The sequence below is a fragment of the Enterococcus sp. DIV0294 genome, assembly GCF_050558155.1.
GTDB lineage: Bacteria > Bacillota > Bacilli > Lactobacillales > Enterococcaceae > Enterococcus > Enterococcus faecalis.
In genome coordinates this window covers 125,481-150,939 of the sequence record NZ_CP187889.1, presented here as the reverse complement: position 1 = coordinate 150,939, position 25,459 = coordinate 125,481, and the positions used below count along the sequence as shown (strand labels likewise).

24 protein-coding genes are annotated in these 25,459 nt (G+C 40.0%); 9 read left to right on the top strand and 15 right to left on the bottom strand.

What is annotated here, in order from left to right:
• Positions 1-249: 249 nt before the first annotated feature.
• The 10 genes from IGJ20_RS00675 to IGJ20_RS00630 form a co-directional block, all read right to left on the bottom strand.
• Positions 250-843, bottom strand: a complete 594-nt coding sequence (locus tag IGJ20_RS00675) for a TMEM175 family protein (RefSeq protein ID WP_002359336.1) — start codon at positions 841-843, stop codon at positions 250-252.
• A gap of 275 nt (positions 844-1,118) precedes the next feature.
• Positions 1,119-2,072 (bottom strand): ABC transporter permease, encoded by a 954-nt coding sequence (locus IGJ20_RS00670; protein WP_002356172.1) that lies wholly within the window; start codon positions 2,070-2,072, stop codon positions 1,119-1,121.
• Entirely contained in the window at positions 2,072-3,205 is a 1,134-nt protein-coding gene (locus tag IGJ20_RS00665; RefSeq protein ID WP_002356171.1) for an ABC transporter permease, read from the bottom strand. Before IGJ20_RS00665 ends, IGJ20_RS00670 begins: the two co-directional genes overlap by 1 nt.
• Positions 3,198-4,766, bottom strand: coding sequence for an ABC transporter ATP-binding protein (locus IGJ20_RS00660; RefSeq protein ID WP_002381361.1), 1,569 nt, complete (start codon positions 4,764-4,766; stop codon positions 3,198-3,200). Before IGJ20_RS00660 ends, IGJ20_RS00665 begins: the two co-directional genes overlap by 8 nt.
• Before the next feature lie 205 nt (positions 4,767-4,971).
• Positions 4,972-6,057, bottom strand: a complete 1,086-nt coding sequence (locus IGJ20_RS00655; protein WP_002356169.1) for a BMP family lipoprotein — start codon at positions 6,055-6,057, stop codon at positions 4,972-4,974.
• Between the two features lie 53 nt (positions 6,058-6,110).
• Positions 6,111-7,184: a BMP family lipoprotein gene (locus IGJ20_RS00650; protein ID WP_002356168.1), complete on the bottom strand. Its 1,074-nt coding sequence runs from the start codon at positions 7,182-7,184 to the stop codon at positions 6,111-6,113.
• A 95-nt stretch (positions 7,185-7,279) separates the two neighbouring features.
• Positions 7,280-7,744 carry a cytidine deaminase gene (locus IGJ20_RS00645; RefSeq protein ID WP_002387503.1) on the bottom strand — a complete coding sequence of 155 codons (465 nt, stop codon included), beginning with the start codon at positions 7,742-7,744 and terminating at the stop codon, positions 7,280-7,282.
• On the bottom strand, positions 7,713-8,375 hold the full coding sequence (gene deoC / locus IGJ20_RS00640) for a deoxyribose-phosphate aldolase (protein ID WP_010821278.1): 663 nt from the start codon (positions 8,373-8,375) through the stop codon (positions 7,713-7,715). Before deoC ends, IGJ20_RS00645 begins: the two co-directional genes overlap by 32 nt.
• Before the next feature lie 27 nt (positions 8,376-8,402).
• Entirely contained in the window at positions 8,403-9,704 is a 1,302-nt protein-coding gene (locus IGJ20_RS00635) for a pyrimidine-nucleoside phosphorylase (RefSeq protein ID WP_002356165.1), read from the bottom strand.
• Positions 9,705-9,844: 140 nt separating this feature from the next.
• Positions 9,845-10,852: a substrate-binding domain-containing protein gene (locus IGJ20_RS00630; RefSeq protein ID WP_002356164.1), complete on the bottom strand. Its 1,008-nt coding sequence runs from the start codon at positions 10,850-10,852 to the stop codon at positions 9,845-9,847.
• A gap of 141 nt (positions 10,853-10,993) precedes the next feature.
• On the opposite strand from IGJ20_RS00630, the gene add reads away from it, so the two are divergent.
• Positions 10,994-12,025, top strand: coding sequence for an adenosine deaminase (gene add, locus IGJ20_RS00625; protein WP_002356163.1), 1,032 nt, complete (start codon positions 10,994-10,996; stop codon positions 12,023-12,025).
• Positions 12,026-12,057: 32 nt separating this feature from the next.
• On the opposite strand, the gene IGJ20_RS00620 is transcribed toward add, so the two are convergent.
• A complete protein-coding gene (locus IGJ20_RS00620; protein ID WP_010821277.1) occupies positions 12,058-12,666 on the bottom strand; it encodes a class I SAM-dependent methyltransferase in 609 nt (202 codons plus the stop codon).
• 14 nt (positions 12,667-12,680) lie between these two features.
• Positions 12,681-13,268, bottom strand: coding sequence for an SGNH/GDSL hydrolase family protein (locus tag IGJ20_RS00615; RefSeq protein ID WP_002356161.1), 588 nt, complete (start codon positions 13,266-13,268; stop codon positions 12,681-12,683).
• 154 nt (positions 13,269-13,422) lie between these two features.
• Between IGJ20_RS00615 and coaA the strand changes: the two genes are divergently transcribed.
• The 6 genes from coaA (at position 13,423) to IGJ20_RS00585 (ending at position 20,241) form a co-directional block, all read left to right on the top strand.
• The gene (coaA, locus tag IGJ20_RS00610) at positions 13,423-14,346 is read left to right on the top strand and encodes a type I pantothenate kinase (RefSeq protein WP_002356160.1); all 924 of its coding nucleotides are present in this window, start codon (positions 13,423-13,425) and stop codon (positions 14,344-14,346) included.
• Between the two features lie 311 nt (positions 14,347-14,657).
• Positions 14,658-16,220 (top strand): glutamine-hydrolyzing GMP synthase, encoded by a 1,563-nt coding sequence (gene guaA, locus IGJ20_RS00605; RefSeq protein ID WP_002356158.1) that lies wholly within the window; start codon positions 14,658-14,660, stop codon positions 16,218-16,220.
• A gap of 137 nt (positions 16,221-16,357) precedes the next feature.
• Positions 16,358-16,687 carry a hypothetical protein gene (locus IGJ20_RS00600; RefSeq protein ID WP_430605246.1) on the top strand — a complete coding sequence of 110 codons (330 nt, stop codon included), beginning with the start codon at positions 16,358-16,360 and terminating at the stop codon, positions 16,685-16,687.
• Between the two features lie 102 nt (positions 16,688-16,789).
• Complete coding sequence (locus tag IGJ20_RS00595) at positions 16,790-19,141, top strand: C39 family peptidase (protein WP_202522272.1); 2,352 nt, start codon at positions 16,790-16,792, stop codon at positions 19,139-19,141.
• Between the two features lie 9 nt (positions 19,142-19,150).
• The gene (locus IGJ20_RS00590) at positions 19,151-19,528 is read left to right on the top strand and encodes a hypothetical protein (protein ID WP_202522271.1); all 378 of its coding nucleotides are present in this window, start codon (positions 19,151-19,153) and stop codon (positions 19,526-19,528) included.
• 167 nt (positions 19,529-19,695) lie between these two features.
• Positions 19,696-20,241: an ATP:cob(I)alamin adenosyltransferase gene (locus tag IGJ20_RS00585; protein ID WP_002387479.1), complete on the top strand. Its 546-nt coding sequence runs from the start codon at positions 19,696-19,698 to the stop codon at positions 20,239-20,241.
• 48 nt (positions 20,242-20,289) lie between these two features.
• On the opposite strand, the gene IGJ20_RS00580 is transcribed toward IGJ20_RS00585, so the two are convergent.
• A complete protein-coding gene (locus IGJ20_RS00580; protein WP_002356143.1) occupies positions 20,290-21,078 on the bottom strand; it encodes a PhzF family phenazine biosynthesis protein in 789 nt (262 codons plus the stop codon).
• Position 21,079: 1 nt separating this feature from the next.
• Positions 21,080-22,045: an ornithine cyclodeaminase family protein gene (locus IGJ20_RS00575; protein ID WP_002363484.1), complete on the bottom strand. Its 966-nt coding sequence runs from the start codon at positions 22,043-22,045 to the stop codon at positions 21,080-21,082.
• A gap of 97 nt (positions 22,046-22,142) precedes the next feature.
• On the opposite strand from IGJ20_RS00575, the gene IGJ20_RS00570 reads away from it, so the two are divergent.
• Both IGJ20_RS00570 and IGJ20_RS00565 read left to right on the top strand, forming a co-directional pair.
• Positions 22,143-23,555, top strand: a complete 1,413-nt coding sequence (locus IGJ20_RS00570) for a PLP-dependent aminotransferase family protein (protein ID WP_002373794.1) — start codon at positions 22,143-22,145, stop codon at positions 23,553-23,555.
• Entirely contained in the window at positions 23,552-23,995 is a 444-nt protein-coding gene (locus IGJ20_RS00565) for a MepB family protein (protein WP_202522270.1), read from the top strand. The genes IGJ20_RS00570 and IGJ20_RS00565 overlap by 4 nt, the downstream gene beginning before the upstream one ends.
• A 49-nt stretch (positions 23,996-24,044) precedes the next feature.
• Here the strand turns inward: IGJ20_RS00565 and IGJ20_RS00560 are convergent, their stop codons facing one another.
• Positions 24,045-25,313, bottom strand: coding sequence for a RidA family protein (locus tag IGJ20_RS00560; protein WP_002407561.1), 1,269 nt, complete (start codon positions 25,311-25,313; stop codon positions 24,045-24,047).
• Positions 25,314-25,459: the final 146 nt, after the last annotated feature.

The window sequence follows — 25,459 nt, the reverse complement described above, 5'->3', positions numbered from 1 at the left end:
CGCTAGCCTTTTAAATAGTCTCGAGAATCAAACAGAATAATCTATTTATTCTCAGCTCTTCAATTATACCATGAATCCGCTATTATTGCCTGAAAGAGCATTAAAATTTTCAATGATTCCTTCGATTTTAGCAGGGCTTAAAAACGGAAAGAAAAAAAGTCTCCCACCGTAATTAGGAAACTTTTTTATTGTTTTTTTCGAATAGCCTGCTCTTTAAAAAGAACACGATTCTTTATACAATCAAAACTTTTAACACTCCAAGCGGTCTCCCTCTTTTGGCACATTTAAATACCAGATAACCGCTTCTGATAAAATCACACCAATGCCAATGGGCGGATAAAAATAAATACCGATATATCCGATTGCGAAAAGACAAAGATGAATGATTTTTGTTGCCTTACTATAAGATTTCGATTTTCTTAACTTAGCTGCACCCTGTGGATCTTTCACTGCATTGTCTTCATAAATGATCCTTGTTAGCAAGAAGTAAGCAAAATCCCAAACCGTATACACAACAAGATAAAAATAAACGGGTGCCCGCATCCACCAAAATTCACTCACCCAAGCAGTTGCTACCGGAATGAAGGCCATGGAGAATAACCAAAAATTATTTGCCCAAAACGCTTTTTTAGAAAACCAATGAGTTACGGACATTATGTAATGATGATTGTACCATGCGATACAGATAAAAATAAAACTGACAATAAACGATAAAAAATATGGGATATTTTCTATCAAACCTGCCAAAACACCCACTTGAGGAGTCTTAATTTCTAAAATCATGATGGTCATGATGATGGCAATGACTGCATCACTAAATGCTTCTACACGTGTTTTATTCATTGAACGTCCTCCACTTTTCCTATTCTGACTACAAACAAAAGTATAGCAGAAAAACCAACGATTTTTGAAAAAAAGCTGCTAGACCTGTTTGGTTTTTTTCAAAATTTCGACACTTCCTTCGAATTGTAAAAAACAGCCAAAAGAAAAAAGTAAAGTTATCTTTATCAACTCGCTTTTTTGCAGTGAAGCAGTGCCTAATGTCGCTTGTGTTCAACTGATTATCCTAAGAAAAGAAATGGCCCCCCGTCGCTTTGACGGAGGGCCTATTTCTTTTCTTATTTCGTTTTGACGTAATTTTTCCCGTTCGCTTTTGGTCCCGATGATTTTCCGAAGAACACAACTAGGACTAAAATGGTCAATACGTATGGCGCTGCTTGTAGATAAACTTTTGGAATTTCTGAAATAATTGGTAAGTTTTCCCCAGCAATACTTAAGTTTTGTGCAAAGCCAAAGAATAAGGCTGCGCCCATTGCCCCAAGTGGATTCCATTTACCAAAGATCATTGCGGCCATTGAAATAAACCCTTGTCCTGCAATTGTGGTAATCCCAAAACGACCCGCAATACTTTGAGCAAAGACAGCTCCGCCCATACCGCCTAAAAAGCCGGATAACAAGACGCCAGAATAACGCATTAAGTAGACATTAATTCCCAATGTATCTGCCGCTTGTGGATGTTCTCCCACAGAACGTAACCGTAAGCCAAAACGTGTTTTATAAATGACAAACCAAGCTAAAATCGCAATCAAAATTGCTACGAAAGCTGGTAAAGAGGTTTTTGCAAAGAATAGTTCACCAATCACTGGAATTTTTGACAATCCTGGGAAAGAAAAATAACCAAATGATTGTGTAATCATATCTGTTTGTCCTTTTTGATAAATAACTTTTACTAGGAAAACCCCTAGCGCCGGTGCCATCAAGTTAATGACAGTACCACTGATAATATGATCTGCTCGTAAGTTAATAGTTGCAACGGCATGTAAGAGAGAAAAGACAATCCCGACAACGCCTCCTACTAAACAAGCAATCCATGGTGTCGCCGCGCCAAATGTATCAGCAAACGTCAAGTTAAAAACGACCGAACTGAAAGCGCCCATTACCATAATACCTTCCAAACCAACGTTAACCACACCACTTCGTTCTGAGAACGTTCCGCCTAATGCTGTCAAGATGAGCGGAGTTGCATACACTAATGTTTGCGTGATGATTGAGGAAATTGTTGCTAAATCCATTAGATGTCTCCCCCCTCTTGATTGTTTTTGTCTGGCGCCGCTTCAATTGTTTCTACAATCGCTACTTCTTTTTTACTACCAGACGCTTTTGCTAACAAGAAACGAATTAAATAACTAATTCCCACAAAGAAAATAATCGCTGCAATAACAACATCAACTAATTCGGTTGGTACACCAGCTATCAACGGCATCCCTTGTCCACCAAGTTTTAACATCCCGAACAGTAATGCGGAAAGTAAAATCCCGATTGAGCTACCTGCTCCTAATAGAGACACGGCCATACCATCGAACCCAATGCTCAACGATGTGTTTTGAATAAAGAAGTTTTGGAAAGTTCCCAATCCTTGGACCGCACCACCTAAGCCAGCTAGCGTTCCTGAAATCATCATAGATAAAATAATTGTTCGCTTGCTGCTCATTCCAGCATACTCAGAAGCAAATGGGTTTAACCCCACCGACCGAATTTCAAAGCCAAGCGTTGTTTTTTTCATCAAAAACCACACAAGGATAAGGAAAATGAAGGCCAAGAAAATGCCGATGTTCAAACGAGAGCCATCACTGATACTTGTTAAAAACGGTGAGCGTAATGATGCATTCGCACCAATCATTTTGGTGATCCCTTTGTTCGCCATAATACTTGGTTTCATGACATTATTAGCAATATGATTTCCTGTGTACAATAAAATATAATTCAACATAATTGTAACAATAACTTCACTCGTCCCAAAATAGGCACGCAAGAAACCTGGAATGGCTGCTGCTAAAGCTCCTGCAACCGCGCCAACAATAATCGCCACCGGCAACGCAATCATCCGGGGTGCATCAGGCATGGATAAAGCGACCCAAATACTAGCCACCCAACCACATAAGGCTTGTCCAGAAAGCCCGATATTAAAGAATCCAGCCGAATTAGCCACCGAGAATCCTAAAGCGGTAAAAATCAACGGTGCTGCGGTGACAAAAATCTCACCAATACTTTTCTTTCCTTGGAAAGCTGTTTCAAACATCGCTTGATACCCAGCCACTGGGTCATAGCCAAAGATAACCATAATAATTGCCCCTAAGAGGAAACCCATAATAACAGATAACACAGGGACTAAAATATTTCTTATTTTTTCAGAACGATTATTCAACAGTTTCACCTGCCTCTACTTTTGATAACTCAGCACGGGCTTCTTCCAATGAGTAGCCAGCCATTAACAAGCCCAATTCATTTTCTGTCGTTTCTTTCGGATCAACAATTCCGACAATTTCCCCCGCATGAATAACAGCGATACGATCAGAAACGTTTAAAATTTCATCTAATTCAAAACTTACTAATAAAACAGCTTTATTTTTATCTCTTTGTTCAATTAGTCGACGATGAATGTATTCAATAGCTCCGACATCTAAACCGCGTGTTGGTTGAGAAACAATCAACAAATCTGGATCGCGGTCCACTTCTCGGGCAATAATCGCTTTTTGCTGATTCCCACCTGAAAGCGCCCGAGCTGGTACTAGTTCATTAGGAGTCCGTACATCATATTCTTCAATTAATTCACGGGCGTGTTTGTTAATCATTCGATAGTTTAAAATACCTGTTGAACTGTATGGTTTTTGGTAATACGTTTGTAGGCCAATATTTTCAGCCAATGTCATCTCTAATACCAAGCCATATTTATGTCGGTCTTCAGGAACGTGGGCGACACCCATTTCCGTAATTTCCCGAGGTTTGCGATTAGTAATCTCTTTTTCATTCAAATGAATGGACCCGTTTTCGACTTTGGTTAATCCTGCTAAGGCTTGGATTAATTCTGTTTGTCCATTGCCATCAATCCCCGCAATTCCAACAACTTCCCCTGCTCGGACATCTAAGCTAAGATTTTTCACTGCATCTAAGCCGCGGCTTTCTTTCACTACTAAATCTTTAATTGATAAAATTGTTTCTTTCGGTTGCGCTGGTTTTTTCTCTGTTTTGAAGGAAACAGAACGACCCACCATCATATCGGCTAACTGTTGCGAAGAAACATCTTTCACATTGACAGTGCCAATACTTTGCCCCCGGCGAATGACCGTACAACGGTCTGCCACTTTTTTAATTTCATCTAACTTATGTGTAATTAAAATGATCGATTTGCCTTCATCGGTTAGTTCTTTCAAAATAATCATTAATTCATCAATTTCTTGTGGCGTTAATACTGCGGTTGGTTCGTCAAAAATTAAAACGTTCGCACCGCGATATAAGGTCTTTAAAATTTCAACCCGTTGTTGCATACCCACAGAAATATCGCGAATATAGGCATTGGGATTTACATCCAACCCGTATTGCTTAGACACTTCTTCAATCTCTTTTTTCGCTTTTTTCCGGTCTAAAATACCGCCATGGGTAGGTTCACTACCTAAGATAATATTTTCAGTCACAGTAAAGGCTTCAACTAACATAAAATGCTGATGGACCATTCCGATTCCTAAACGATTGGCTGCAGTAGGACTTGTAATGTTGACTTTTTCGCCATTCATATAAATCTCACCTGAGGTCGGTTCCAATAGCCCTGATAAGATATTCATCAAGGTCGACTTGCCTGCACCATTTTCACCTAGCAGTGCGTGGATTTCACCAGGTTTTACTTGTAAATCAATTTGGTCGTTGGCTTTGAACGTCCCAAATTCTTTGGTGATTTTACGCATCTCAATTACGTTTTCTTCTTGAGACAAGGTCTATTCACTTCCTAACAAAATTATATTGGCAATACTTTAGAGGGTAATTTTGACCCTTAACTAAGTAGTTGAAGAACCTCAACTATTTAGTTAAAAATCCAAACATCATAAAGGGTTTCCTTGGCAGCCGTCGCTGCCAAGGACCACTTTATTTTTAGAAGGAACAATAATGAGCCCTTCTTTCTTCATTTAGGAGCTTAAATTATTCTGGTTTTTCTGGGACTTTTACGTCACCTGAGATTACTTTATCTTTTGCTGTTTTAACAGCTTCTTTTGTTTTGTCGTTTAAATAGCCGTCTGTTAAGTCAACGCCACCATCTTTTAATCCATAAACTAAATGTTCGCCACCAGGGAATTTGTCTTCTAACGCACGGTTGGCAATATCTTGAACCGCTGTGCCGACACCTTTAAGGGTTGAAGTTAACGTGAAGTTGTCTTCTTTGCCGTCTTTTGTTTTGTACTTGCCATCAGCATCTTGATCACGGTCAACACCGATTACCCAAACTTTGTCGCCAGAACCTGATTCATTCAAGTCTTTTGCTTCTTGGAAGACCCCTTGTCCAGTAGCACCAGAAGCATGGAAGATGATATCAACGCCATTTTGGTACATTGCAGCAGCTAAAGCTTTCCCTTTGGCAGGATCAGCAAATGAAGCCGCATATTTTGTATCAACAGTAATTTCTTTACCTAATTCTTTCGCAGCATCAGCCACACCTTTTTCAAAACCAGCTTGGAAACGGTCAATTACGACCCCTTCTTCACCACCAACAAAACCGACTTTGTTCGTTTTTGTTTCATTTGCAGCAGCAACACCGGCTAAGTAAGCTGCTTCATTATCTCTAAATGTTGCAGAAACGACATTCTTTTTGCCATCGATTTGATCATCGATTAAAACAAAGTTTGTATCAGGGTTGGCATCTGCTGCAGAAGAAATTGCATCTTTTAGCAAGTAGCCAATACCAAAGATTGTGTTGAATTTACTTGATACCGCTTGGTCAATATTGGTTGTATAGTCAGCTGCATCATTCGATTGAATATATGCATACCCTTTTGAACCTTCTGGTAAATCATGTTCTTTACCCCAAGCTTGCAATCCTTCCCAAGAAGATTGGTTGAACGACTTGTCATCCACGCCGCCTGTATCTGTAATGATTACAGCACTATGCGCTGCATCCCCTTTGCCACCGCCGCTTTCAGCGGTTTTGCCTTTGCCACCACCACATGCTGCAAGTGAAACTGATAAACCTAATGCAATCAAACTAAAACCGAATAATTTTGCTTTTTTCATTTCTGTAAAGCCTCCTAAAAATAGTTTAATGTATTTAAACAACTAAGTTGTTTCTAAGGTTGGTCTGGGACTTTTACGTCACCAGAGATGATTTGTTCTTTGGCTTCTTTAACTGCCGTTTTGGCTTGATCGCTTAGGGCTTCTGTTGTTAAATCAACACCGCCATCTTTCAATCCATAAGTTAAATGTTCGCCGCCAGGGAATTTATCTTCTAATGCAAGATCAGAGATTTTTTTCACAGCAATATTTACACCTTTAATGGTTGAAGCTAACGTTAAGTTATCATCCTTGCCATCTTTGGTTGTATATTTACCGTCTTCGTTTTGGTCACGGTCAACACCAATCACCCAAACTTTATCTTTTGAACCTGTTTCATTTAGCGCTTTGGCTTCTTGGAAGATTCCTTGTCCTGTAGTCGCCGCTGCGTGATAAATAATGTCGGCACCTGCTTGATACATAGAAGAAGCTAAGGCCCGTCCTTTTGAAGCGTCTGCAAATGTCCCTGCATAAGTAGACGTAATTTGAATATCTTTGCCTAATTTTTTGCCAGCGTCTGCTACACCTTTTTCAAAACCAGCTTGGAAACGGCCAATAACGGGTCCTTCAACCCCGCCAATAAATCCTACTTTGTTGGTTTTCGTAGTGTTAGCTGCTGCCACACCTGCTAAATACGCAGATTCATTATCTCTAAATGTTGCAGAAGCGACGTTGTTTTTCCCATTAACTGTATCGTCGATTAGAACGAAATTCGTTTCTGGGTTGGCGTCCGCTGCATCTACTACTGCATTTTTTAGTAAATACCCAATGCCAAAAATCGTTTTAAATTGACTTGAAATGGCTTGGTCAATGTTTGATGTATAATCAGATGCTTCATTTGATTGAATATACGCATACCCTTGAGGTCCTTCTGGAAGTTTGTGCTCTTTGCCCCACTCTTGCATTCCTTCCCACGCAGATTGGTTAAAAGATTTGTCATCAATGCCGGCTGTATCTGTGACCATTACGACACTATGTTGTGGATCACCTTTTGTGTTGGCGTTCTTTTTGCTATTGCCGCCACATGCAGCTAACCCAATGGTTAAGGCAACTGCTGCCAATCCTAGACCTAAAAATTTTGCTTGTTTCACTTTCCGAAAAGCCCCCTACTATTTTATCTATTATTTCATTCGCATTTATGCTATTGAAATCTACTTTGAGCCCAACGAAACCTTATGTCCTTTTTTTAAAAATCTTTATCTGTAAATGAATAGGGCAATAATGCCTCAACTGTCATTGTTTTAGTCGCGCCATCTTTACCAACTAGCGTGACCGGCATTTGTGGATCAAAGAATTCAGCCATTACTTGACGACAAGCGCCACATGGAGAAATGGGTGCCTCTGTATTACCTGCTACAACTAAATGTTGGAAGGTCCGTTCATCTTCTGAAATGGCTTTAAAAATCGCCGTTCTTTCTGCACAATTTGTTAAACCAAAGGAGGCATTTTCAATGTTGACTCCTTGATACATTTTCCCGTCTGCAGTCACTAAGCAAGCGCCCACAGGAAAGTTAGAATACGGTACATAGGCGTGTGCCAATGCTTCTACGGCACAATCAAGCCATTCTTGTTTTACTGTCATCTTTTTCGCCACACCTTCGTTTAATTTGAAATACGAATTAATACCCTTCGCCAGTTGCGCCAGAAACAATTGCTACACCCGTACTTGCACCGATGCGTGTTGCCCCAGCTTCAATCATTGCTAACGCTTCTTCTGCATTATGCACGCCACCAGAAGCCTTAACGCCCATGTCAGGACCAACTGTCTCACGCATTAAACGAATGTCTGCTACTTTAGCGCCGCCTGTTGAGAAGCCAGTAGATGTTTTAACGAAATCGGCACCTGCTTCTTTGGCTAATTCACAAGCTTTAACTTTTTCTTCGTCTGTTAATAATGCTGTTTCAATAATCACTTTGACTAACGCTTTTCCTTTGGCTGCATCTACTACGCCTTGAATGTCTTGACGTACGTAATCGTATTGTTGTGATTTTAATGCACCAATATTAATCACCATATCCACTTCATTCGCACCATTTTTAATTGCATCAGCTGCTTCGTATGCTTTAACTTCTGGTGTATTTGCCCCCAAAGGAAAGCCAATAACGGTACACACAGCGACGTCGGTATATGCTAATTGCTCGCTAGCAAAAGCGACCCAACAAGGATTGATACATACAGAGAAGAAGTTGTACTCCTTAGCTTCGTCAATAATTTTTTGGACAGCGGCTTCTGTCGCTTCTGGTTTCAAAATAGTGTGGTCAATCATGCGGTTTAATTCCATGATGAGAATTCCTCTTTTCTTTTTGTTTTATTCCGTAATAATATCGTGAATCAAAATAGGCTCTTCGCCGGTTGGTCCAATTTCAATGTTTTTATAAAGCAATTGTTCAACTTCTGTCACGTCTTCACGATTGGCGTAAATGGTCAATAATGATTCGCCTTTTTCAACTGGGCTCCCCACTTTTTTGTGAAGTTTCAAGCCAACTGCAAAATCAATCGTATCTTCTTTCGTAGCCCGACCAGCGCCCAGTAACATTGCGGCAACGCCAATTTCATTGGCAACGATTTTTTGTACCACGCCTGTTTCTTTGGCAGGTAAATCAAATTGATAAGTTGCGGTTAATAATTTTTCTGGCTGGTCAACAACGGAACTGTCGCCGCCTTGATTTTCAATCATTTCTTTAAATTTTGCGAGCGCTCGACCGCTTGTTAAAGCTTCTTCTAATAAAGCCCGTGCTTCGTCTAACGTCTCGGCTTTTTTAGCTAAAACGACCATCTGACTTCCTAAGACATAGCACATCTCCACTAAATCTTCTGGCCCATTTCCTTGCAAGGTCTCGATTGCTTCAACGATTTCTAAACTATTTCCGATGGCCTCCCCTAAAGGTTGTGACATGTCTGAAATTACTGCCATCGTTTGGCGATTTGCCAGTTTCCCAATACGAACCATTGTTTCCGCTAATCGACGAGCACTTGCTAGGTCTTTCATAAAGGCCCCTTCACCAGTAGTCACGTCTAAGACAATCGCATCTGCCCCTGCGGCAATTTTTTTACTCATAATGGAACTTGCAATTAATGGAATTGAGTCAACAGTGGCGGTCACATCACGTAACGCATAAAGTTTTTTGTCTGCTGGTGCTAGATCACCTGACTGACCAATCACTGCCACTTTTGTATCGTTGACCAATTGAATAAAACGTTCTTCTGTCAATTCAACTTTAAAACCAGGAATCGCTTCTAATTTATCCAACGTACCGCCCGTGTAGCCTAAGCCACGACCAGACATTTTTGCTACATTGACCCCGACACTAGCAACTAATGGCGCTAAAATAAGCGTCGTAGTGTCGCCTACGCCACCTGTAGAATGCTTGTCGACTTTGATTCCTTCTATAGAAGAAAGATCCACAATTTCGCCTGAATGGACCATTGCTAACGTCATTTGTGTAATTTCTTCGTCTGTCATATCTTGGTAAAAAACAGCCATTAAAAAGGCACTTACCTGATAATCTGGAATTGAACCATCTGTGTATCCGTTGATAATAAATTGAATTTCTTCGCTTGTTAGTTGATGCCCGTCACGTTTCTTTTCAATAATGTCTACCATTCTCATGAATTCGTTCCCTCCGATTTCCCGATAATGTATTATACAACAAAATCGTTCAGCTTTAAACCATTTAGTAAACCAGTTTACTATTATTTTTTTCTTTTGAAAACGCAAACAACACGAACATTCCATTTCTAAGCTGTTTTTTAAATCGGTTTTGTGCTTTTTCTAGCAATAAACGTCGCATCAAAAACTTTATTTGGAACTTTCCCTGTTGGATCTGCAATAGCTTCCACCAAAAATTTTGCTGCATAATAGCCAATATCAAAACTCGGCTGATAGACGGTTGTTAAACTCGGCACCAAATATTCGGAAATTTCCAAGCCATCAAAACCAACCACCGAAATATCGTCAGGAATTTTCTTGCCCGCTTCTTCAATGGCTTGATAGGCCCCCATCGCCATTTCATCATTGCCACAAAAAATTGCTGTGATTTCTTCATTTTTCAAAACTTCTTTCGCCGCAGCATAGCCGCCATGCAAGTTCAATTCCCCAGCACAAACATAATGCGGACGAAAAGGTAAATTGTTGTCCTGTAACGCATGCTGATACGCCGTCACTCGTTCCGTCAAACGATAATAGCCGGCACTTTCACGCAACATGCCAATATGCTGATGCCCTTGTTGAATCAAATGATGGACCGCTTGATAAGCACCTTCGTACTCTTTAACGATTAATCGTCCACTATCTCGTGGATTAATCCCACGATCGACAAGAATGACAGGAATCGGATGTTCTCGTCGGTCTTTTAAAATATGATTTTCTGGCAAAACATTCGGCGTGGCAAAAATAATGCCATCCACCGACCGATGAATCAACTCGCTAACATATTGCATCGCTTGCTCGGAATCATGCTTTGAATTGCATAACAAAATCATGTAGCCTAACGAATTTAAATATGTTTCCACACCTTCAATCACTTTTGAGAAAAAGAAATCCGTCACATCTGGCACAATCATACCAATGGTTTTGGAATGACGGTTGATTACATTCGAAGCAAAGTAATCTGGTTTGTAATGATTTTCAGCAACTACCGCCAACACCTTGTTGCGGGTTTTTTCACTGAAACGACTCCCTTTATTATTCAGAATTTGTGAGACGGTTGTGACAGAAACACCAGCCATATCAGCAATTTCTTTAATCGTTAGTTTCATCGCGCCCCTCCCAACGTCTCCTTTTGCATTGACAGACATTTGTAGACGTGTTACAGTCTTCAAAATACTTATCGAATCTTTTATATTTTAACAAAAAAAAGACAAAAGAAATAGACTAAAAAGATTAAAAAACAAAAGAAAATGGAGGCTATTTTTTTCATGGAAGAATCCCGTGTCCGTCAATTACCAAAAATCGAGCTGCACTGTCACTTAGATGGGTCGATTCGACCAACAACTTTACGCACCATTGCTGAAAAACAAAACATTCCATTACCCCAAGACGAACAAGCCTTGAAAGAGTTAGTGGTTGCCCCTGAAAAATGCACCGATTTGAATGATTATTTAACTCGGTTTGACTTTGTGCTAACCTGTCTACAAACAGCTGAAGCTTTGCAAGCAGCGGCGTATGACGTGATTAGCCAAGCTGCCGAAGATGGCGTGGCATACATAGAGGTGCGTTTTGCGCCTTCGCAACATACAGAAAAAGGCTTACGGTTACCTGAAATCGTGACCGCTGTTTTAACTGGCTTAAAACAAGGCGAAGAAGATTTTGGTGTAAAAAGCAATGCACTGTTATGCGGCATGCGGCATGACCAACAACAAGCCATAGAAAAAATCGTTCACTTAGCGCATGATTTCAGAGAGACAGGCGTTGTCGGCTTTGATTTAGCTGGCAATGAAGTCGATTTTCCTCCATACACATTTGAAGACGTATTAGCTTTAGCCAACCAATTGTCAATTCCATTAACACTCCACGCTGGGGAATGCGGCTGTGGCAAAAATGTCGCTGATGCTGTCACTTTAGGTGCTACTCGGATTGGTCACGGTATTGCTTTGAAAGATACACCCGAATACTTGGCGCTCTTAAAAGAAAAAAAGGTTCTTTTAGAAATGTGTCCAACTAGCAACTTCCAAACAGGCACCGTCAAAACATTGGCTGAATACCCTTTTCAACAATTTATAGAGGCTGGCTTAGCCGTCTGCATCAATACCGATAATCGCACTGTTTCAGATACTACGTTAACGAAGGAATTCATGAAATTGGCCACTTGGTATCAATTAAGTTATGACGAAATGAAGCAACTCACTAAAAATGCGCTTGCAGGTGCTTTTTTATCGCCAGACGAAAAAAAACTGTTGAACCAAAAAATTGATCAAGCATATCTATTCTAAAAAAGAACCTCCACTAAAGTGGAGGTTCTTTTTTACTCTGCTTCTTTAACACTTCGTAAAATATAATAGCCTTTGTCTTTTGTCACAATTTCAACATTGCCAAATACTTCAGCCATTTTCTTTTCTGCACTAGGTGCACCTTGTTTCTTTTGAATAACTACCGTTAGTGTGCCACCAACTTTCAACAACGGAAAAGCCCCTGTTAAAATGCCATGGACAACTTTTTTGCCTGCACGAATGGGCGGATTGCTAACAATCGCCGCGTAGGTCGTTTCGTTTAAGGTTTCATACACATTGGAAGAATGGATATCCACAGTAGTAATTTGGTTGCGTTGGGCGTTCATTTGAGCTAGCCAAACTGCCCGTTGGTTGACATCCACCATTTCCACCAGTCGACCAGTCGCTGCTGCTAAGGACAACCCAATTGGTCCATAGCCACAACCAACATCTAACAAACGGCCTGCTGGTAAATTTTCCCATTCAAAGGCATCAATCAACACACGAGAACCATAATCCACTGTTCCTCTTGAGAAGACCCCGCTATCGGTCGTAAACTGAAAGGTCCGACCACGTAATGGAAAAGACCAGCTTTCTAAATCATGTGCTAATTCTGGATTTTCTGTATAATAATGATTCGCCATTTTGTTCTTCCTATCTATGCTTGTTTTGGTTTTAGTCTACCTTTTATTTCTCGAACAATCAAGGCACCTAATAATTCATAGCCCACTTGTGAAAAATGCAAACCATCCGCTTGTAAAAATTCATCCGTTCCAGGATAAACAGTCATCGCTTTATACAAATCAATAACTGGCAGGTTATGTGCCGCTCCGACTTCTTGTGCAACCTTGACCAATTCCTTGATACGCGTTTGTGGCCGTTCTGGACGTCTGCCACTATCCGCATATGGTGGCGTAATTAAAATCACCTTTTCTGAACCAATTTCGTGAATCATTGTTTCAAGGTTTTCTCTAAACGTGGCTACTGTTATATTTCGATCCAGTGACGCATCATTGGCGCCAAAGAAAATCACCACTTCATCAGGTTTCTCAATTAGTACTTCTTTATTTAATCGTTTTAAACCATCCTCTGTTGTATCGCCAGGCATTCCAGCATTAATGACGGCCACTTCTTCTAGACCCATCGCAGCAATATCCCGTTTCACTAAGTCAACAAGAACAGGTGAGACGGCTTCGTCTAAATAACCAGCAGTAATGCTATCACCAAATAATACAATTTTTCTCATGGCTTTTCCCCTCTTTTCTAACAGTTTTCTCTTTTCATGATACCATTTTCATCATAAATTGGCGAAGAAGGGAATTCTTTTGTAAAATCCTGTGTTTCCCTTGTGAAATTATGGTAAAATGTACAAAGATTGAACAGGGTTTGGTGGAGGAACAATGGACGATAAAATGAATTACTACCCAATTTCCAGAGAAGAATGGCATGGGTTTTATCATGACGGCAAAGCACCGTTAACCGAAGCAGAATTGGATAACATTAAAAGTGTGAACGACCAAATTTCACTAAAAGATGTACAAGAAATTTATGTACCCTTAACGCATCTTATTCATTTGTACATGAAAGAATTTGAATCGCTAACACTTAGCAAAGGATTATTCCTACATGAATATGTCTCTGTACCACCATTCATCATTGGAATTGCCGGCAGTGTCGCCGTTGGTAAAAGCACCACCGCTCGTCTTTTGCAAAGAATTCTGGCCCGAACGTTTAAACGAAGAAACGTTCAACTCATTACAACGGATGGATTTTTGTATCCCAATAAAGTGTTAGAAGAACAGGGAATTATGGACCGAAAAGGGTTTCCTGAAAGTTATGACATGGAGAAGCTAATTAATTTCTTAAACGAAGTCAAAAGCGGCAAAGACGAAATTAAAGCACCCGTCTATTCTCACAGTGTCTACGATGTTATCGAAGGCGAATATGAGTTGATTCAACAACCAGATATTCTGATTGTTGAAGGCATTAACACATTACAGTTACCCGCCAATCAACAAATTTATGTGAGTGATTTTTTTGATTTTTCTATTTTTGTGGATGCCGATCCAGCCTTAATTGAAAAATGGTACCTAGAACGTTTTGGGGCCTTATTAGATACGGCTTTCTTAGATCCTAATAATTATTATTACCAATATGCAATTGGCAAACGAGAAGATGCTTTCGCCATGGCACGGAATGTTTGGAAAACCGTGAACTTGCCGAACTTGGAGGAATATATCTTGCCAACGCGCGGACGTGCGGACATTATTTTGCATAAAACGGAAAATCATTTGATTGACCAAATCTATCTACGTAAATATTAAGGGTTGACGAGCTAAGAAATATCCTGTATCTTTTGTAGAAATATCCTTGAAAATTTTCAGCAGAATGCATGACTTTCAAGGAGTAAAATGTTTTAATAAGTATAGCTAGACAAAGAAGAGTACGGAACAAAAGTGAACCACTTTTTAACCGCCTGATTCTCGGCTGTTTAAAAGTAGCCCCTGCGGAATTAAGCCAAAATTTTCTAAAAATCGTAAAACAATTTTTGAAAATCCTTTCTTAATTCTTGGTGCTGACCACTTTTTAACCGCCTTTTCTTTAGATAAATTTAAATGGATAAGGGGTAATAGACGTGACTAACGTTGCCGATTTGACATCTGTCGAAAAAATTATTGTTTTAGACTTTGGTAGTCAGTTTAACCAATTGATTACTCGTCGTATTCGTGAATTTGGCGTATTCTCTGAGTTATTAAGCCACCGAACTACGGCAGAAGAAATTCGCAAAATCGCGCCTAAAGGAATCATCTTCTCAGGTGGACCAAACAGCGTGTATGACAAAGATGCTTTTAGCATTGATCCAGAAATTTATGAGTTAGGAATTCCCATTCTTGGCATCTGCTACGGTATGCAATTAATGACTCATAACTTAGGCGGAAAAGTAGAACCTGCCGCAAACCGTGAATACGGAAAAGCAGAATTAGAAATCCTTGGTGATGCGACATTATTCCAAGGAACACCTGCGAAACAAACCGTTTGGATGAGCCACGGTGATTTAGTAACAGAAATCGCTCCTGGATTCGAAAAAGTTGGGACAAGCAATGATTGTCCAATCGCTTCTATCGAAGATGCCAACCGCAAATTCTACGGCGTACAATTTCACCCAGAAGTTCGTCATTCAGAATATGGTAACGACTTATTACGTCACTTTGCTTTTGATGTGTGTGGCTGTACTGGTGACTGGAGCATGGAAAACTTCATCGATATGGAAGTCGCTAAAATCCGTGAACAAGTAGGCGATAAAAAAGTCTTACTTGGTTTATCAGGTGGCGTTGACTCAAGTGTTGTCGGCGTGCTTTTACAAAAAGCCATTGGCGACCAATTAACTTGTATCTTCGTTGACCATGGATTATTACGTAAAGGTGAAGCAGAACAAGTAATGGAAAGTTTAGGCGGTAAATTTGGCTTAAACATTATTAAAGTAGATGCGAAAGAACGCTTCTTAAGTAAATTAGCAGGCGTTTCTGACCCTGAACAAAAACGTAAAATCATCGGTAACGAATTTGTGTATGTTTTTGATGACGAAGCAACTAAACTTGCTGGGGAAGAAGGCGTTTCATTCCTAGCACAAGGAACTCTTTACACAGACGTCATCGAATCTGGTACAGAAACTGCGCAAACAATTAAATCACATCACAACGTTGGTGGTCTTCCTGAAGACATGCAATTTGAATTAATTGAACCTTTAAATACATTATTCAAAGACGAAGTTCGTGCCTTAGGAACTGAACTTGGCATGCCTGATGCAATCGTTTGGCGCCAACCATTCCCAGGACCAGGATTAGGTATTCGTGTGCTTGGTGAAATTACAGAAGATAAATTACAAATAGTTCGTGATTCAGATGCTATCCTACGTGAAGAAATCGCAGCAGCTGGCTTAGATCGTGACATTTGGCAGTACTTTACTGTCTTACCTGGCATCCGCTCAGTAGGTGTTATGGGCGATGGCCGTACCTACGATTACACAGTCGGTATCCGTGCTGTGACTTCTATCGACGGCATGACCGCTGACTTTGCCCGTATCCCTTGGGATGTTTTACAAAAAATCTCTGTGCGCATCGTGAACGAAGTTGCACATGTAAACCGTATCGTGTACGATATTACTTCAAAACCACCTGCAACTGTGGAGTGGGAATAAAAATAAACCCGCTAGAAAACCTATAAAATAGGTTTTCTAGCGGGTTTATTTTTTATTGGTCACACTTTCCTCCCACCATTCTCCATTTTTCCTTTGCTCCACCGCCCTCAAAGTCCTATAATTTAATCATAAGAATAGTGACTATTAATAAAATTCATCAATTAAAAGGAAGCGATTTCAACATGTCAAAAGAAACTTTTCTTAAGTATGGTTTTGTTGTCCTCTTCATAGGAATTTTTTTACTTCGTGCCCAAAAAGTTATTTCTGAGGCCCTATCGTACCTTTTTTCGGGTATTCTTTTGCTTATTGTTGCGTATTTAATACTCGTGAAAAAAATGAACTTTTTCTCAAGTTTGCTCACAGTTACCGACCAGCCTTCTTCTACCCAACAACGATTAGGTCAAATCTCTGGTCTTGTCAGTTTATTGATTGGTTTACTTCTGGTAATTTTTTCAGTCATTTTATAGACACTTTTTCACCATTGTTCTTATAAAAACAAGACGTTCTTGTTTGGCCTTTGACGTTGTCGTATACTATAAATAATAAATAAGCTATGAAGGAGTAAATTAATGAAAAAAAGTGTTATAACTAGTTCTATGTTAGCCTTTTTGTTGTCGGGATTTCTCGTTACCCCTATTTCTGCTTACGCTTCAGAACACTCTAAGGGAACTACTGAAGAAACGGTGGCTTCAGAAACATCTCTAACGGAGCAACAAATGAGTAGCGGTGTCACTGAAGAAATGAACCCAAGCATCATAAATTCTCAAGAGGAAACAGAAACAACTTCCACTTCCTCAACCTCCGATTCTACCACTGAAGTTTCTACATCAGAAGTAACAACTGTTAATGATACAGAAAATAGTAGCGACGATACTGAAACTACTTTGGAAACATCACAAAGTAATGAGGACACACCTGTAGCACCGGCAAAAGCAGAAGAAAAAGTTCCTGATATTAATTATCAGACACATATCCAAGACATCGGATGGCAAGGGGTTGTCAAAAACGGGGAAATATCTGGGACTAGCAGACGCTCTTTACGTCTTGAAGGAATTAAAATGAATATTTCAAATTCAGATTTGGCTGGATCTGTAGAATATAGAACACATGTCCAAGAAATTGGGTGGCAAGGATATGTGAAAGATAATCAATTGTCTGGTACAAGCGGAAAGTCTTTGCGGCTCGAAGCGATTCAAATTCGCTTAACTGGAGAAATAGCTAACGCATATGATGTTTATTATCGTGTGCATATAGAAGATAAAGGTTGGTTGAATTGGGCAAAAAACAGTGAGTCCGCAGGTAGTCAAAGCGCCGCTAAAAGATTAGAAGCCATTCAAATTAAATTAGTGAAGAAGGGCGAAGCGGCACCTGAAGGAAATGGAAAAGCCTTTTTAGTTGGAAATGAAGCAAAACGTCCAGATGAAATCAAACCAACTGTCAATTATCAAACACACGTGCAAAATATTGGTTGGCAAGGGGTTGTCAAGAATGGCGAAATAGCTGGTACAAGTGGGAAAAATTTACAACTGGAAGCAATCAAAATCAACCTGAGTGATGCTGCTCTAGCTGGAAATATAGAATACTCTACGCACATCCAAAATATCGGATGGCAAGATTATAAAGCCAATGGGGCATTATCTGGCACAACTGGAAAAAATTTACAATTAGAAGCTATTAAAATTAAACTGGCCGGTGATGTTTCAAGATATTATGATGTCTATTATCGAGTGCATATCCAAGATAAAGGTTGGTTAAATTGGGCAGCTAATGGCGCCCCAGCTGGAAGTCAAGCTGCATCTAAACATTTAGAAGCTATCCAAATCAAAGTAGTTAGAAAGGGCGAAACTGCTCCTAAAGGAAATGGAAAAGCCTTTTTAGTTGGAAATGAAGCAAAACGTCCAGATGAAATCAAACCAACTGTCAACTATCAAACACACGTGCAAAATATTGGTTGGCAAGGGGTTGTCAAGAATGGTGAAATAGCTGGTACAAGTGGGAAAAATTTACAACTGGAAGCAATCAAAATCAACCTGAGTGATGCTGCTCTAGCTGGAAATATAGAATACTCTACGCACATCCAAAATATCGGATGGCAAGCTTATAAAGCTAATGGGGCATTATCTGGCACAACTGGAAAAAATTTACAATTAGAAGCCATTAAAATCAAACTGGCCGGTGATGTTTCAAGATATTATGATGTCTATTACCGTGTCCATATCCAAGATAAAGGTTGGTTGAATTGGGCAGCTAATGGTGCCTCAGCTGGAAGTCAATCTGCCTCTAAACATTTGGAAGCTATTCAAATCAAAATAGTTAGAAAAGGTGAAACTGCTCCTAAAGGATCTGGAAAAGCCTTTTTAGTTGGCGATGAAGCTCGCACACCAGCAGAGATAGCAAACAGATTACGTGCAGAAAGATTAAAGAAAAAACCTTATTATTATTCTCAACGTGACCCACAATGGATGAATACTTATATCGGAAACTATACCATTGGCGCAGCAGGATGTGTTCCAACAAGTTTATCTATGATTTTAAGAGGCTCTTACGGTTATAATGTAAATCCTGTCAGTGTTGCAACAAGAATGGCTTCTTATGGCGGGTTAAATCAAAGATACTTTGGCGCTTCTGCAACTGATTTAGTGATAACAGCTCAATCATATGGCCGTTCGATCAAAGTTATTAATGATGTAGCTACATTAAACGCCTATCTTTCTGAAGGATATCCCGTTATTTTATATCAAAATGTTGGGATTGGACATGCTATTGTCGTTCATGAGTACAAAAATGGTTACACTTTAACCTATGATCCGTATGGTCGCCAGTTTTACTCAGGTTGGGTGTCAACACAAGCACTTTGGAATACCCCGTCAAATGATCCAATTGATTGGACAGAAGGCCGACCATGTTTCGTTATTTTATAGGAGGATATAATGAAAAAAAAACTTATTGTACTATTGTTAGCCTTATTTTTAACGGCATGTAGTAATAATACTGTGGAAAAAAATAGAGATTCTTCATCTACTGAAGTATCAACTAAACAGCAAACTACCCAGTCTTCTAAAAAAGATAGTAGTAATCCGGACACAACACCAACTTCTACATCATCTATAACAATTGAAACAACCGAGAATTTAAAGAATAGAGAATTGAATCCAACAGATGATGTTTCAAAAACTAGACGACAATTGTATGAACAAGGAATTAACAGTTCAACAATTACGGATAAAGAACTAAAGGAATATATATCAGATGCTAAAGAACAAAAGAAAGATGTGATTGATTATATTAAGCAAAAAATAAATCAATAAAGTTATCTCATATTCATTCCCCCCTTGACTCTCCCTTCACTCTTGGCTATGATTACCTTAGCAAGTACAATGGTGTACTGTGAACAGTCGAGCAACGGCGCTCAAAAAGATTGGCTTTCGTGCATTCTTTTTGAGGGCTTTTTATTTTTAGAAAGTAGGGAAATTGAATGGAAAAAATGTACCGCAGTCCGTATGAAGCGTACCCGTATCTATCTTCTAAACCAGAAGATTTACGATGTGATTTTGAATTAATGACTGATGAATTGGCCTCGATGACAGGTCTTCTACGAGGATATGTGCAACAATTAGACGTCCCTGAACAGCCTGCACTAACAGAAGAACTAGCCAAAATTTGCGAGTTAATCTACCATGTCAATCCAACGACCCGAACAAAATTAACAGTCACAGAGGACGAAATAGCCTGGCTTTTGGAACGTGTCAATGCTATGAATGAACTGACATACGAAGAAAATCGTCCTTTTGTTTTACCGATGGGCACAATCTGTTCCTCTTATGCACACATTTTAAGAGCCAAAGCCAAAGATATTGTTCGTTTACTTTATCGCATGGACTATGGTGGTAAAAAAATTGATCCGCAGCTGTATGATGTAGTCAACTTACTCTCAGGTTACTTTTTCATGTTAGCCTTGTACCTAAATCAGCTCGAAAATGGTGAAGAAGTTCCCTTTGTTTCTCGCAACTATTCTATTTAAAAAGTACACCGACCGCTAACGACGAATTGCTAGCGGACGGTGTACTTTTTATACAGGCAAGTAAGCTTCTCCTTTTGCAAATAGTTTAGCAGTGCCACCAATAATGACTCGATTTTCTTTCACTTCACAAGTTAAAAAGCCGCCTCTTGGGGACACTTGATAGGCCGAAAGGGTCGTTTGATTGAGCCGTTTTCCCCAATAAGGAATTAAATTGGCGTGCGCAGAACCACAAACTGGGTCTTCGTTAATTCTTAGTTTCGGGAAAAAAGTTCGTGAAACAAAATCCACCGAGTCTCCTGATGCCGTTACAATGACTCCTACTCCTAAATCCAATGCTTTTAATGCAGAAAAATCTGGTGTGATTTTTGCCACTGTCTCTTCGTCTTTTAAGACAAAAAATAAATCGCGACCCAAATAAGCTTCATAAATTTTCGTGCCTAAAGCGGCTTCATACTCTGGCAAAATTGGAATCCTTTCCGGTAGGATATAAGGAAAATCTAGATAATAGTATTCCTCTTTTTTGGTCACTGCGAGCGGTCCACTTTGGCTAGTAAAGTGGAGTGTTTCTTCCGCAACGGAATAATAGTTAAATAACACAAAAGCCGTCGCTAATGTAGCATGTCCACAGAGATCGATTTCTCGTTCCGGCGTAAACCAGCGCAGGGCGTAACTTTGTCCCTCCTTGACCGTAAAAGCAGTCTCTGACAAATTATTTTCAATCGCAATGTTTTGCATCACCGCTTCTGGCAACCACTTTTCCAAAACATAAACAGCGGCGGGATTGCCTTTAAAAACTTCCTCCGCAAAAGCATCGACAATATAATAGGGGTAACTCATTTTATTTCTCTCCTTGTATTTTTTGATAAATGTATTCCGCGCAACACAAATCCTCAACTGCTAAGCCAACCGCATCAAAAATCGTGCGGCCTTTCTGCTCCGCCTTTAGTTTAACTTTGCCAGTGACTAATTCGCCGAGAGAACCTACAATTTTTTCAGCTGAAAAGGCACCTTCTGAAATCGGAATTAAAAGATCCCCGCTTTCTTTTAATGCAGCCGCGTACTCATCTACAAACACTTGACTGTTTTTAACAAGGTCGCTTGTTAATTCTCTGGAAGTCGGCGTGAATGTGCCAATCGCATTGATATGGGCATTCGGCAAAACGTCTTTTTCTTCTAAAAATGCGTCCTGACTGGAAGTTAGTGTACAGATAATTTCCGCTTCCTGGACGGCTTCTTGGACAGAAGAACAACCAATAAAGGTACATTCGGGGTAATTGTGCTGTTGCTTAGCGATTAATTTTCGTGCGCGTTCTGCTGTGCGGTCATATATAAAAACCTTTTCAATCGCCCGAACGCTTTGTAGCGCTGCGAGATGAGATGAAGCTTGTTGACCTGCACCAATCAAAGCGATACTTTTTGCCTTTGGAGCTGCTAAATAATCGGTTGCCAAAGCAGAAACAGCTGCCGTGCGAAGCCACGTAATCGCATTGGCGTCCATCATCGCGACTGGTCTTCCAGTAGAACTATCAAACAATAAAATTTGACCAAGATGCGAGGCCAAATTTTTTTGTGGATTTTCTGGAAAAGCTGTAATGATTTTTGCCCCAAAAAAGCGATTTTTTCCTAAGTAAGCAGGCATTAATGCAAAAAGATTCTGATTTTCCCCATCTGGTAAAACCTCTACATGGCGCTCACTTTGCGAAATTTTTCCTTTTTGCAACTCTGCAAAGCAACGTTTCATCACTTGAATTGCTTCGGAAAACGACAATTGTTGAATAACCCTCTCATAAGAAATAATGTCCATCTGAATTCCTCCCTTTGCGCTATCATAAACCAGACAAACAATACACTCAATGCTATAATTGTATGGAATACAATTTTATAGAAAGGAAGTTCCCCTCATGCCGATTAATTCCTATGAGAACTATGCGTTGTCATGGCGCCCCGTTAAAGAACGTTTAACAAGACCTTATTACCAATCATTGGTTCAACAATTAGAAGCGGATATCTTATCTGGTGCGCTTCAAAAAAATGTGAAATTGCCTTCGCAAAGAGAATTAGCTGATTACTTGGATCTGAATTTCACGACGATTGGTCAAGCCTATAAACACGCTATGGAAAAAGGCTTACTTTATACCAACATCGGTAGCGGCACTTTCGTTTCTCCCAACGCGTTTCACTCAATTACAATCTCTACCAACCAAGTAGCGGACCATCTAATTGATTTAGGGCTGGTTAGTTCCTTTGATATGTGTAATCAGCGGATTTTACCTTTTATTGAATCCGTTAGTAAAAATGCGGCCCTTAACAGTTTGCTAAATTATCGCGATCCTTTAGGTACGCACTTTCAACGAGCAACCGCTGCCGAATGGCTTCAGACACAAGGCGTTCGAACCAATGCCGAAGAAGTTGCCATTGTATCTGGTGTCCAGAATGGGCTGGCCGTGACGTTAGCCGCCGCTTTTTCTCCAGGTCAGCGGATTGCCGTAGATCGATACACGTATTCAAATTTTATTGAACTCGCCCAGCTTTATCATTTAGAAATCGTCCCGATTGGCTATGATTCCGAGGGGATGGACCCAGAGCATTTACTGCAAGAATGCAAAAAGAAAAAAATACACGGTATTTTCTTAATGCCCGCATGTAATAACCCGATTGGTTTCCAAATGTCTAGCGCCCGCCGAATGACTTTAGCTGAAATCATTCAGCAAGAACACTTATGGGTAATTGAAGATGACATTCATTCTTTTTTAACAACTTATGCACAGCAAGCAGTTTTACCAACGTTTCAAGAACTCTTACCTCAACAAACGATTTACTTAGCGGGGATGACAAAGTTTGTCTGTACAGGCTTACGCATTGCGTACCTTGTTTTCCCTCCGCTTCTTCGCCAAGAAATAGAGCGTGCGATTTTTAACATTAACGTTAAAACTTCTGGCTTTGATGCTGAAATTGTCACCCAAGTCTTACGCTCACCAGTTGCAGAAGAATTAGTGATAGAAAAATTGGCTTTAACAAAACAAGCCAATGACTTATTTGATACCATTTTTGGGTTAGCTAGACCTAGCAATCCTTTGCCGTACTATCGAACTATTCCCCTTTCTACCGAAAAAACGGCGCCGCAAATTGAACAAGAATTTCTCCAAAATGGGGTACGTCTTTTTCACTCGAGCCGCTTTACTGTGCAAAATCAGCCAGATGCTTTTTTACGAATTTCCTTGGCCTCCAATCAGCTTGAGGTATTGGCGAAAGGATTAACCATTATCCAAGAACTCTTACCGACATTAAACGAAAAGAAAGGACATTCCCTATGAATTCATTGCCAATACTTGAAAAAGCAGTGGGCGCAATCACCCTGCTTTCCGAAGAAAAACAAAATGCCGAATATGAAAGCTTTTTATGTCAAGTTAATGAATCGCAACAACTTATCCGCAGTCGCTTAGCCAAAAAAACGCCGAAAAAAGAAGGCTATTTTGCAGCCTTCTGGGAAAAAAATCAACAAAATCAGAACGAAGCCTTTGATGCTACGGAAGCCCCTGAAATGTTAGCAATTGTCATTGCTGATCAAGAAAAGCAAGGTCTCTTTCTTCTGCCAAAAGAATGTTTAATCCAACAAAAAATTCTCAAAACGCACCAACAAAAAGGCAAAATGGCGTCCCGTTTTTATCCTTCTTGGTGCCAAAATCTTAATCAAACCGCCAAAAAAACACAAAAATGGCAACTAGCTTACTTTACTGATTTATCTAAATACTAAAAACGTCAGCTGGCTTCAGAAGCCAGCTGACGTTTGTTTATTTTACTGTTTAGCCAATTGGTGGCGTACCTTCTGCGTTCCCAGCAATCGCTTCGATTTGAATCTGGGCACCTTTTGGTAAATCCGTCACACCAATCACTCTTCTGGCAGGCGTGCCTTCAGGGAAGTACGTTTGGTAGACATCATCTACTGCCGCCAGCTCTTCAATCTCTTTCACAAAAATGTTCACTTTCACCAGATCAGCTAAGCTGTGATCCACACTTTCAATAGTCGCTTTGATGTTTTCTAAACATTGCGTCGTTTGTTCCTTGATTCCGCCAGCGACTAACGCATTTGTTTTAGGGTCCAATGGTAGCTGAGCTGATAGATGGTTGTAATGAGAAAAAGCAACAGTTTGTGTCGAAAATGGACACTTCGGTGCGTGATCTGTATTATTTGCTTCAATAATTAATCCATGTCGATCTTCAATCGCTTGTGGTGGCGTACCATCCCCATGAGAAACCACCGCTTCTACTTGAACCGCCGCGCCCATTGGTAAATCAGCAACAGCAATCACTGTTCGTGCTGGCATGTAATTGACCGTACGCGCAATTCCTGAATCTGGGAAAAAAGCAGCATATACTTGATTGACAGCTTCTAGCTTAGATAAATCTTTTAAATAAATATTGACCTTCACAATATCATCAAAAGGCACATCAATACTGGTTAAAATGGCTTTTATGTTTTTCAAACATTGTTTTGTTTGCGTTTTAACACAGCCAGCCACAACTCTGCCCGTTTGAGGATCTATAGGCAATTGTGCAGACAGATTGTTATAGTGAGAAAACGCGACCGTTTGACTGGCTAGAGCATCAATTGGTGCCTGAACAGTCTGATTTGTTAATTTAATTAAATCCCCAGCTTGAGGTGCATTAGGGATAGTTCCTTCCCCATTTGAAACAAGTGCCTCCATTTGAACAGAAGCGCCTAACGGCAAATCTGCGACGGCGACCACTGTTTTAGCTGGATAATAATGGGTAAAAAAGGCCGCATAGACCTCCTCAACTGCGGCGGCATCCCGCATATCTTTGACAAAAATGGTCATTCTGACAATGTCACTCATCACATGGTTGATACTTTCAACAACCGCTTGGATATTTTTCAAACATTGTGTCGCTTGGGCCCGAATGCCACCTTCTACCAATTGTCCAGAGGTTGGCTCAATAGGTAACTGTGCCGACAAATGATTATAGTGGGAAAATGCGACTGTTTGGGCTGCGAGAGGATGCTTTGGTGCACGCTCTGTATTTCTTGCTAAGACGATATTTTCATTACTCATAACTCTACTCCCTTTTTTAGCATTTCAACAAAAATGATTCCGCTTACATTTCCAAGCATTAAACTTCCAACAAGATCCTTTTTATTTTCCTGCTTTTCTATTAATGGTGATAGTTTTCCACCACCACTTCTTTCAGTCTACAATAA